Raw genomic sequence first — 7,814 nt, 5'->3', positions numbered from 1 at the left:
AAAACTTACTTCATGGAGAATCAAACCGATCCGCGTCTGGTAAAACAGATTGCCAGCGAAACCGGCGCACAGCCGGGCGGGGAACTTTATCCTGAAGCGCTGTCGGAAGCGAATGGCCCGGCAGCGACCTATGTTGCTGCGTTCAAACACAATGTGGACGCCATTCTGCATAGTATGAAGTAAAAAAAAGGCCGGGGAGCATCCCGGCCAATTATCACGACACTTTCCTACCTTTTTTTCTTTCTTCCCTGAACCGCCTTAAAGCGCGGATTGGTTTTGCAAATCACATAAATGCGACCTTTACGACGCACGACTTTGCAATCTTTATGGCGCGTCTTTGCAGAGCGCAATGAACTCAATACCTGCATCTCTTCTCTCCAGCGTTACTTGTTGCGCGACAGGAAGCTGCCAAAACGCTGGTTGAAGCGCGCGGTGCTGCCTTCTTTGGCGAAATCTTTCTGCTTGCCGGTGTAGAACACGTGGGATTTTGACGAGACATCCAGCGTGACATACGGCAGCACTTCACCTTCAAACTCAATGGTGCGCTCGGTTTTGATGGTTGAGCCGACTTTGAAGTATTCGTTGGCCGAGGTGTCGTGGAACACCACTGGGCGATAAAGGGGATGGATATTCGGTTTCATAGTAACCTCGTTATGTAATGTTATACTATAACAATATTATGAACCCGAGAGTGGCTGATTGCAACCGTGGAAAACGCAGGGATTTTGGCGGGGCAGAGAAGCAGCAATAAAAAAGGCCGCATCAGCGGCCTTTTAGGGAAGGGTAGAACTTAGTGTTTGTGCTCTACCGGATGACCTTGTTCGAGGTCACCTTTGTTCTTACTGAAGCGACGACGTACCACCACGAAGAACACCGGAACGAAGAAGATAGCCAGCGCGGTCGCTGTGACCATTCCGCCCATTACGCCAGTACCTACCGCATTCTGCGCGCCAGAGCCCGCACCGGTGCTGATTGCCAGCGGCATTACGCCGAGGATAAAGGCGAGCGAGGTCATCAGAATCGGACGCAGACGCATACGGGATGCTTCCAGCGTTGACTCAACCAGCCCTTTGCCTTCCTTCTCCATCAAATCCTTGGCGAATTCGACAATCAGGATGGCGTTCTTCGCCGACAATCCTATGGTGGTCAACAAGCCCACCACGAAGTAGACGTCGTTACTCAAGCCACGCGCAGTGGTGAAGATCAGTGCGCCGACCACACCCAGCGGTACCACCAACATCACTGAGAACGGAATCGACCAGCTCTCATACAGCGCGGCCAGACACAGGAACACCACAATCAGCGAGATAGCGTACAGCGCCGGTGCCTGGTTACCTGACAAGCGTTCCTGATAGGACATGCCGGTCCAGTCGTAACCGATTCCCGCAGGCAGTTTTCCTGCCAGCTGTTCCATCAGGTTCATGGCATCACCGGAGCTCTTGCCTGGTGCAGCCTGGCCGAGAATCTCCATTGATGGCAAGCCGTTGTAACGCTCCAGACGTGGCGAGCCGTACTGCCACTTCGCCGAAGAGAAGGCGGAGAACGGAACCATAGTGCCGCCGCTGTTGCGCACGAACCACTTACTGATATCGTCCGGCAACATACGTGAATCAGCCTGGCCCATTACGTACACTTTCTTCACGCGACCGCGGTCGATGAAGTCGTTGACGTAAGAACCGCCCCATGCGGCGCCCAGCGTGGTGTTGATGTCTGACAGCGACACACCCAGCGCCTGCGCTTTTTCCTGATCGATAATCAGTTTGTACTGTGGCGTATCTTCCATACCGTTTGGACGCACGCCCACCAGCGTATCCGGATGCTGGGCGATCATGCCAAACAGCTGATTACGCGCGGCAGTCAGCTTCTCGTGGCCCAGGTTGCCCTGATCGGTCAGCATGAAGTCGAAGCCGGTGGCGTTACCCAATTCGATAATCGCTGGCAGGTTGAACGGGAACACCATTGCATCTTTGATTTGACCGAGCGCCTGCATGGCACGACCGGCAATCGCAGGCACTTTCAGGCTGGCATCGCCACGCTCATCCCACGGCTTGAGGCTGACGAACGCGATACCGGTGTTCTGTCCACGACCGGCAAAGCCGAAGCCGTTAACGGTAAACACCGAATTCACGCTGTCTTTCTCTTTATTCAGGAAGTAGTCAGTAACCTGATCCAGTACTTTCTGGGTACGTTCCTGGGTTGCACCCGCTGGCAACTGCGCCTGAGCCAGTAACAGCCCCTGATCCTCTTCCGGCAGGAATGAGGTAGGCAGTTTTATGAACAGGTAGGCCATGCCGACGACGATTACCAGATAAATCAGCAGGTAACGACCGGTGCTGCGAACGATGTGGCCCACACTATCAACATAGTGGTTGGTGCTCTTATCGAACACGCGGTTAAACCAACCAAAGAAGCCGGTAGTTTTACCATGGGTGCCTTTTTCCACCGGCTTCAGCAAGGTGGCACAAAGCGCTGGAGTCAGAATCAACGCCACCAGCACCGAGAGCGCCATCGCCGAAACGATGGTGATCGAGAACTGGCGATAGATGACGCCGGTTGAACCGCCGAAGAATGCCATCGGAATAAATACCGCTGATAGCACCAACGCGATACCCACCAACGCGCCCTGAATCTGCTCCATCGAACGTTTGGTGGCTTCTTTCGGCGGTAAACCCTCTTCAGCCATAACACGTTCAACGTTCTCGACCACCACGATGGCGTCATCCACTAACAGGCCGATGGCAAGCACCATCCCGAACATCGTTAGGGTGTTTATCGAGTAACCAAAGGCGCTGATGACGGCGAAAGTACCCAGCAAGACTACCGGTACGGCGATGGTTGGAATCAAGGTCGCACGGAAGTTTTGCAGGAACAGATACATCACCAGGAACACCAGCACGATCGCTTCAAACAGCGTTTTCACCACTTCGAAAATCGAAATTTTCACGAACGGCGTGGTGTCGTACGGATAAACCGTTTTCATGCCTGCCGGGAAGAACGGCTGCAGTTTCGCCAGTTCAGCTTTTACCGCATCGGCGGTATCCAGCGCGTTAGCGCCAGTTGCCAGTTTGATACCGATACCAGAAGCTGGCTTACCGTTATAACGCGCGATGATCTCGTAGTTTTCACCACCGAGTTCAATCTTCGCCACGTCACGCAGGCGCACTTGGGAACCATCCTGATTCACTTTCAGCAAGATCTTGCCGAACTCATCTGTTGAAGTCAGACGGGTTTGCGCAATGATCGAGGCATTAAGCTGTTGACCAGGTACAGGTGGCGTACCTCCCAACTGGCCAGCGGCGATTTGGGTGTTCTGGACTTTCAATGCGCTGATGACATCCACTGGCGTTAGTGAGTAGTTATTCAGCTTGTGTGGGTCCAGCCAGATACGCATCGCATACTGCGCACCAAACACCTGCGTATCACCAACCCCCGGCATACGGCTGACCGGATCTTTGATGTTCGAAGCAACATAGTCAGAAATATCGTTCTGCGTCATGTTGTCGTTATCGCTGACGAAACCTGCCACCATCAGGAAGCTGCTGGAGGATTTCTTAACCTGAATCCCCTGTTGCTGCACTTCTTGTGGCAGTAACGGCGTAGCCAGCTGCAGTTTGTTCTGCACCTGAACCTGCGCGATATCTGCGTCAGTACCGGATTGGAAGGTCAGCGTCAGCGTCAATGTGCCCGACGAATCACTGCTCGATGACATATACATCAGGCCATCGATACCGTTCATGTTTTGCTCGATGACCTGAGTCACCGAATCTTGCAGCGTTTTCGCATCAGCACCCGGATAGGTCGCCTGGATTTCAACTGCCGGCGGCGCAACATTGGGATATTGCTCAATCGGCAGGCTGATAATCGATAGCACACCAACCAACATGATGATGATGGCGAGCACCCACGCAAAAATGGGGCGATCAATAAAGAACTTAGCCATGTATCAGTGGCTCCTGTTATGACGATGATTTAGCAGACGGTGATTCTGGTGCTGCTTTGGCATCATCGGAGACTTCTTGTGGCGTCACCTGCGCACCCGGTTTGGCACGCTGGATACCGGTGGTGATCACCCGATCGCCTGCTTTAAGACCTTCCGTTACCAGCCATTTGTCACCAAATGCCTGATTAGCGGTGATATTACGAGATTCCACTTTATTATCCGCGCCCACTACCATCGCCGTTGCCTGACCGGTTGGGGTACGTGTTACGCCCTGTTGCGGTACCAGCAATGCGGTTGGATTGGTGCCTTCATCCAGACGTGCGCGAACAAACATACCTGGCAGCAGGCGATTGTCCGGATTCGGGAAGATGGCGCGCAGCGTGATTGAACCGGTGGTTTCATCCACGCTCACATCAGAGAATTCCAATGTGCCTGTTTGCGGGTATGCGTTACCGTTTTGCATCAGCAAGGTGACGTTGGCCTTACCGTCGTTCTGTTTCAGCTGACCGGATTCCAGTTCTGCGCGCAAACGCAGGAATTCATCACTGGATTGGGTCACGTCGACATACATAGGATCGAGCTGTTGCACGGTGGCCAGCGCGGTGGTTTGCCCACTCGAAACCAGCGCACCTTCGGTGACTGACGATTTACCAATACGACCGCTGATTGGCGAGGTCACTTTGGTATATGCCAGATTGATGCGTGCGGTTTCGACATTGGCACGCGCAGCCTGTGCGGCTGCAGCAGTTTGGGCTGCTGTGCCTGCGGCGGTGTCATAGTCCTGCTGACTGATGTACTTGGTACCCAGCAGCGGCTTGTAGCGCGTGATGGTTAACTGCGCGACGCGAGCATTGGCTTCCGCCTGGGCTAAATCCGCTTTAGCGCTATCGTATGCCGCCTGATAGGTGGCAGGATCGATCTGATACAGCGACTGACCGGCTTTTACATCACTACCTTCAACAAAATTACGTTTGAGAATAATACCTGACACCTGAGGGCGAACTTCCGCAACGCGGAAAGCCGAGGTACGGCCCGGCAGCTCAGTGGTAATTTGCAATGGTTCGTTTTTTAACGTCACAACACCCACTTCTGGGGGCTGCTGCTGGGCGGCTTGCTGGGATTTATTATCATCACATCCTGTTAACAAAAAGCTGCCTGAAAGCATCAGGACGGCCGCCAGAGGCGCTAATCCTCTGTTTTTATTCATAAATAAACCTCTAGTGTCCGATATCAAATGATCAATGGATCACAAACCGATAAACCCATTGCTGCGTTAAAACACGGGTCGTGCTATGGTACATACATTCACAAATGTATGTAAACTTACAAGTTTGTAAAAAAAGCCCAGCATGGCACGAAAAACCAAAGCGCAAGCTCTTGAAACACGGCATCAAATTCTTGACGCCGCATTAGCACACTTTTCCGAACATGGTGTGGCCGCCACGTCTCTGGCGGATATCGCAACAGCGGCCGGCGTCACGCGCGGGGCTATCTACTGGCATTTCAAAAACAAAGCCGATCTCTTGCATGAAATCTGGCTACGTTGTGACGCTGGGCTGGACGATGTGGAACTTGAGTATCAGACAAAATACCCGGGTGATCCACTTTCTGTTGTACGTTCAATGTTGATCTATATCCTTGACGCCACAGCAAAGGATCCGCAAAGACGCGCATTAATGGAGATTATCTTTCATAAGTGTGAGTTTGTTGGCGAAATGTCGACGTTACAGGATATGCGCCAAAGCTTACTGCTGGAGTGTTACGACCGCATTGAAGTGGTGTTGAAAGAGTGTATTGAGGTCGGTCAGTTGCCCAACAACATCAACACGCGCCAGTCTGCGCGCCTGATGTGCGGCTACATCAACGGCATGATGGAAAACTGGTTATTCAATCCGCAGGCTTATGATTTGGCTGCCGATGCGCCGCAGCTGGTGGATGCATTTTTGGATATGTTGCGCCTTAGTCCAACACTTACCACCGGGCCACGTTAAGCAGCATCTTCCGCCGCTTTCTTTTGTTGATAATCCCGCTGAACAATTGCCAGCGCGGCCAGCACGGTGGCGGTGGGAACATTATTCTCTTCAAGCAGTTGAATCAGATCGACGGCAAGCTTGATTTCGTCGGGTGCGCTGTCCAGTGACATTGTTTCTCCTAAATACGTAATTTCGCCGCGACCAGCAGCATTAACAGTGCGCCCAGCAGCGCGCTGGCGAAACCGGCTGGATGCAAGGCGGCCAGATCACCGGTGGTGAAATAGGTAGCGATATAGCCGCCAATCAGCGCGCCAATGACCGCCAGCACCAGCGTCGGCATAAATCCTCCCGGACGACCGGGAAAAATCACCCGCTTAAGCCAGCCTGCCGCTAAACCCATTACAATCCAAAAAACCAGCGTCATGATTTTTTCTCCTCTTTCTCAGCGCACTGAGTATAGAGGAAAAAGCGCCGCGTTTAGGATGTAGTACCGCTCAGTTAGGCATTAATTTGTATATGTATGCAGGTGCGCATGAATGCGCACCCTACGCAAAAACGCGCTAATCCATTGTAGGGTCGCCATTTATGGTGACCGAAAGATGCTTAACTGACGAGCATTACGCGTTTAGCGTGGCATTGACGGCAACTCAAGTTTGTAGATGGCGGCGCGGCAGCGTGCCAGACGCTCCTGCAGCTGATCGACTTCACGAATCAACTGCTGCTGAACGCTAAGGGTTTCGGCGCGCGCCAGATGCTGTTCGCGCTGTTGAATCATCGCCAGTAAGCGCTTTTCGTAGCCTTGATACTCTTCACGTTTGGTCTGGCGTGCATCGACGCGTGGCCGCTCGCGCTTAACCCGCAGCTGTTGGCTTTGGCATTCGCGCTGCAAGGCGGCAATCTGATCCAACACTTTCTCCGCCAACCATTGACGACGCGCCACATCGGTATCGGCTGCGGTTAACTGCGTAATATTGCCTTCCAGTTCGCGCAGATAATCTGCCAGACGCGTGCCGCTGGTGCGAAACAGTTGGGAATCAAAGCGCGGCTGACGACAGGCACCATCCGGCTGCTGCGCAATCTTCTGGCGCAGTAGATCTAACATGGCGTGGAGACGCTGCTGTGCGGGCGCTTGGGGCATCACTCTGTTTCCGACTGTGTTAACGTAACGCTGTTTTGACTCATTCAGGCATCAGGCATGCAGCGCATTTTACTACTGAGCCTTGGCTGGCTGGCGATTGTGCTAGGTACGCTGGGCATTGTATTACCTTTATTACCTACGACGCCATTTGTGTTGCTGGCGGCCTGGTGTTTTGCCCGCTCGTCGCCGCGTTTCCACCATTGGCTGCTGTGGAAATCGCCGTTTGGCCGCTACATTCGTCACTGGCAGCAGCATCGTGCCATGCCGCCTGGCGCCAAGATTCGCGCCATGTTGCTGATTGTGATTACCTTTTCGATCTCGATTTATCTGGTGAACCTGCTGTGGGTACGCATTCTGTTAGGCGCGATGCTGTGCATGCTGCTGCTTTTCATGTGGCGCATTCCGGTCGTCGCCGAGGATGTCAGCCCGCCATAACAGTAGCGTGAGGGTTGCATTTAGCCGGGTATTTGCATAGATTTGGGCATCTTCGTGCGTGGCTTCCCTTATAAACGACTTCGCTTAACCCGGTTTCCGGGGTTTGGCGCTAGAGAAGCTGCGCGTATTAGATATTTTCTCCAGGCGTAACATTTATGACCGCAACTGCGCAGCAGCTTGAACTCATCAAAAACAGCATTAAAAGCATTCCTGACTATCCGAAGCCGGGCATTCTGTTCCGTGACGTAACCAGTCTGATGGAAGATCCGCAGGCGTATGCCGCGTCGATCGCCATTCTGGTTGAGCGTTATCGTAACAAAGGCATCAC

The 7,814-nt window shown here is 53.1% G+C and carries 10 protein-coding genes and 1 pseudogene; 4 read left to right on the top strand and 7 right to left on the bottom strand.

Annotated elements, in window-relative coordinates:
- On the top strand, nt 1–183 hold a 183-nt coding region (locus RTY00_RS15410; protein WP_312665033.1), incomplete at its 5' end, for a metal ABC transporter solute-binding protein, Zn/Mn family.
- A 44-nt stretch (nt 184–227) separates the two neighbouring features.
- Here RTY00_RS15410 and ykgO read toward each other — a convergent pair.
- The 4 genes from ykgO to RTY00_RS15390 form a co-directional block, all read right to left on the bottom strand.
- Complete coding sequence (gene ykgO, locus RTY00_RS15405; RefSeq protein ID WP_008103894.1) at nt 228–368, bottom strand: type B 50S ribosomal protein L36; 141 nt, start codon at nt 366–368, stop codon at nt 228–230.
- Nucleotides 369–383: 15 nt separating this feature from the next.
- On the bottom strand, nt 384–641 hold the full coding sequence (locus tag RTY00_RS15400) for a type B 50S ribosomal protein L31 (protein WP_008103892.1): 258 nt from the start codon (nt 639–641) through the stop codon (nt 384–386).
- 149 nt (nt 642–790) lie between these two features.
- Nucleotides 791–3,940 (bottom strand): multidrug efflux RND transporter permease subunit AcrB, encoded by a 3,150-nt coding sequence (locus RTY00_RS15395; RefSeq protein ID WP_008103890.1) that lies wholly within the window; start codon nt 3,938–3,940, stop codon nt 791–793.
- Between the two features lie 16 nt (nt 3,941–3,956).
- On the bottom strand, nt 3,957–5,147 hold the full coding sequence (locus RTY00_RS15390) for an efflux RND transporter periplasmic adaptor subunit (RefSeq protein WP_061717445.1): 1,191 nt from the start codon (nt 5,145–5,147) through the stop codon (nt 3,957–3,959).
- Nucleotides 5,148–5,289: 142 nt separating this feature from the next.
- On the opposite strand from RTY00_RS15390, the gene acrR reads away from it, so the two are divergent.
- Nucleotides 5,290–5,931, top strand: a complete 642-nt coding sequence (gene acrR / locus RTY00_RS15385; RefSeq protein ID WP_008103887.1) for a multidrug efflux transporter transcriptional repressor AcrR — start codon at nt 5,290–5,292, stop codon at nt 5,929–5,931.
- On the opposite strand, the gene rsmS is transcribed toward acrR, so the two are convergent.
- The 3 genes from rsmS to RTY00_RS15370 all read right to left on the bottom strand — a co-directional run bounded on the left by rsmS (nt 5,928) and on the right by RTY00_RS15370 (nt 7,051).
- Nucleotides 5,928–6,083, bottom strand: a complete 156-nt coding sequence (gene rsmS, locus RTY00_RS15380; protein ID WP_008103886.1) for a pleiotropic regulatory protein RsmS — start codon at nt 6,081–6,083, stop codon at nt 5,928–5,930. The two genes, acrR and rsmS, sit on opposite strands and share 4 nt — an antisense overlap.
- Before the next feature lie 8 nt (nt 6,084–6,091).
- Nucleotides 6,092–6,337: a hypothetical protein gene (locus RTY00_RS15375; RefSeq protein WP_312665032.1), complete on the bottom strand. Its 246-nt coding sequence runs from the start codon at nt 6,335–6,337 to the stop codon at nt 6,092–6,094.
- A gap of 201 nt (nt 6,338–6,538) precedes the next feature.
- Complete coding sequence (locus tag RTY00_RS15370; RefSeq protein ID WP_312665031.1) at nt 6,539–7,051, bottom strand: primosomal replication protein; 513 nt, start codon at nt 7,049–7,051, stop codon at nt 6,539–6,541.
- A gap of 57 nt (nt 7,052–7,108) precedes the next feature.
- Between RTY00_RS15370 and RTY00_RS15365 the strand changes: the two genes are divergently transcribed.
- The gene (locus RTY00_RS15365; protein WP_312665030.1) at nt 7,109–7,486 is read left to right on the top strand and encodes a DUF454 family protein; all 378 of its coding nucleotides are present in this window, start codon (nt 7,109–7,111) and stop codon (nt 7,484–7,486) included.
- Between the two features lie 155 nt (nt 7,487–7,641).
- Nucleotides 7,642–7,814, top strand: a pseudogene (locus tag RTY00_RS15360) (adenine phosphoribosyltransferase); the annotation flags it as partial.

Origin of the sequence: Pantoea sp. CTOTU49201 (assembly GCF_032054795.1) — a bacterium.
Classification (GTDB): domain Bacteria; phylum Pseudomonadota; class Gammaproteobacteria; order Enterobacterales; family Enterobacteriaceae; genus Pantoea; species Pantoea symbiotica.
Note: the sequence above shows the minus strand (reverse complement) of the source record. Positions and strands in the feature narration are given on the sequence as shown.

Coding starts and splice junctions, on each gene's coding strand:
- ykgO (WP_008103894.1), bottom strand. CDS start 368: ATGCAGGTATTGAGTTCATTGCGCTCTGCAAAGACGCGCCATAAAGAT.
- RTY00_RS15400 (WP_008103892.1), bottom strand. CDS start 641: ATGAAACCGAATATCCATCCCCTTTATCGCCCAGTGGTGTTCCACGAC.
- RTY00_RS15395 (WP_008103890.1), bottom strand. CDS start 3,940: ATGGCTAAGTTCTTTATTGATCGCCCCATTTTTGCGTGGGTGCTCGCC.
- RTY00_RS15390 (WP_061717445.1), bottom strand. CDS start 5,147: ATGAATAAAAACAGAGGATTAGCGCCTCTGGCGGCCGTCCTGATGCTT.
- acrR (WP_008103887.1), top strand. CDS start 5,290: ATGGCACGAAAAACCAAAGCGCAAGCTCTTGAAACACGGCATCAAATT.
- rsmS (WP_008103886.1), bottom strand. CDS start 6,083: ATGTCACTGGACAGCGCACCCGACGAAATCAAGCTTGCCGTCGATCTG.
- RTY00_RS15375 (WP_312665032.1), bottom strand. CDS start 6,337: ATGACGCTGGTTTTTTGGATTGTAATGGGTTTAGCGGCAGGCTGGCTT.
- RTY00_RS15370 (WP_312665031.1), bottom strand. CDS start 7,051: ATGCCCCAAGCGCCCGCACAGCAGCGTCTCCACGCCATGTTAGATCTA.
- RTY00_RS15365 (WP_312665030.1), top strand. CDS start 7,109: ATGCAGCGCATTTTACTACTGAGCCTTGGCTGGCTGGCGATTGTGCTA.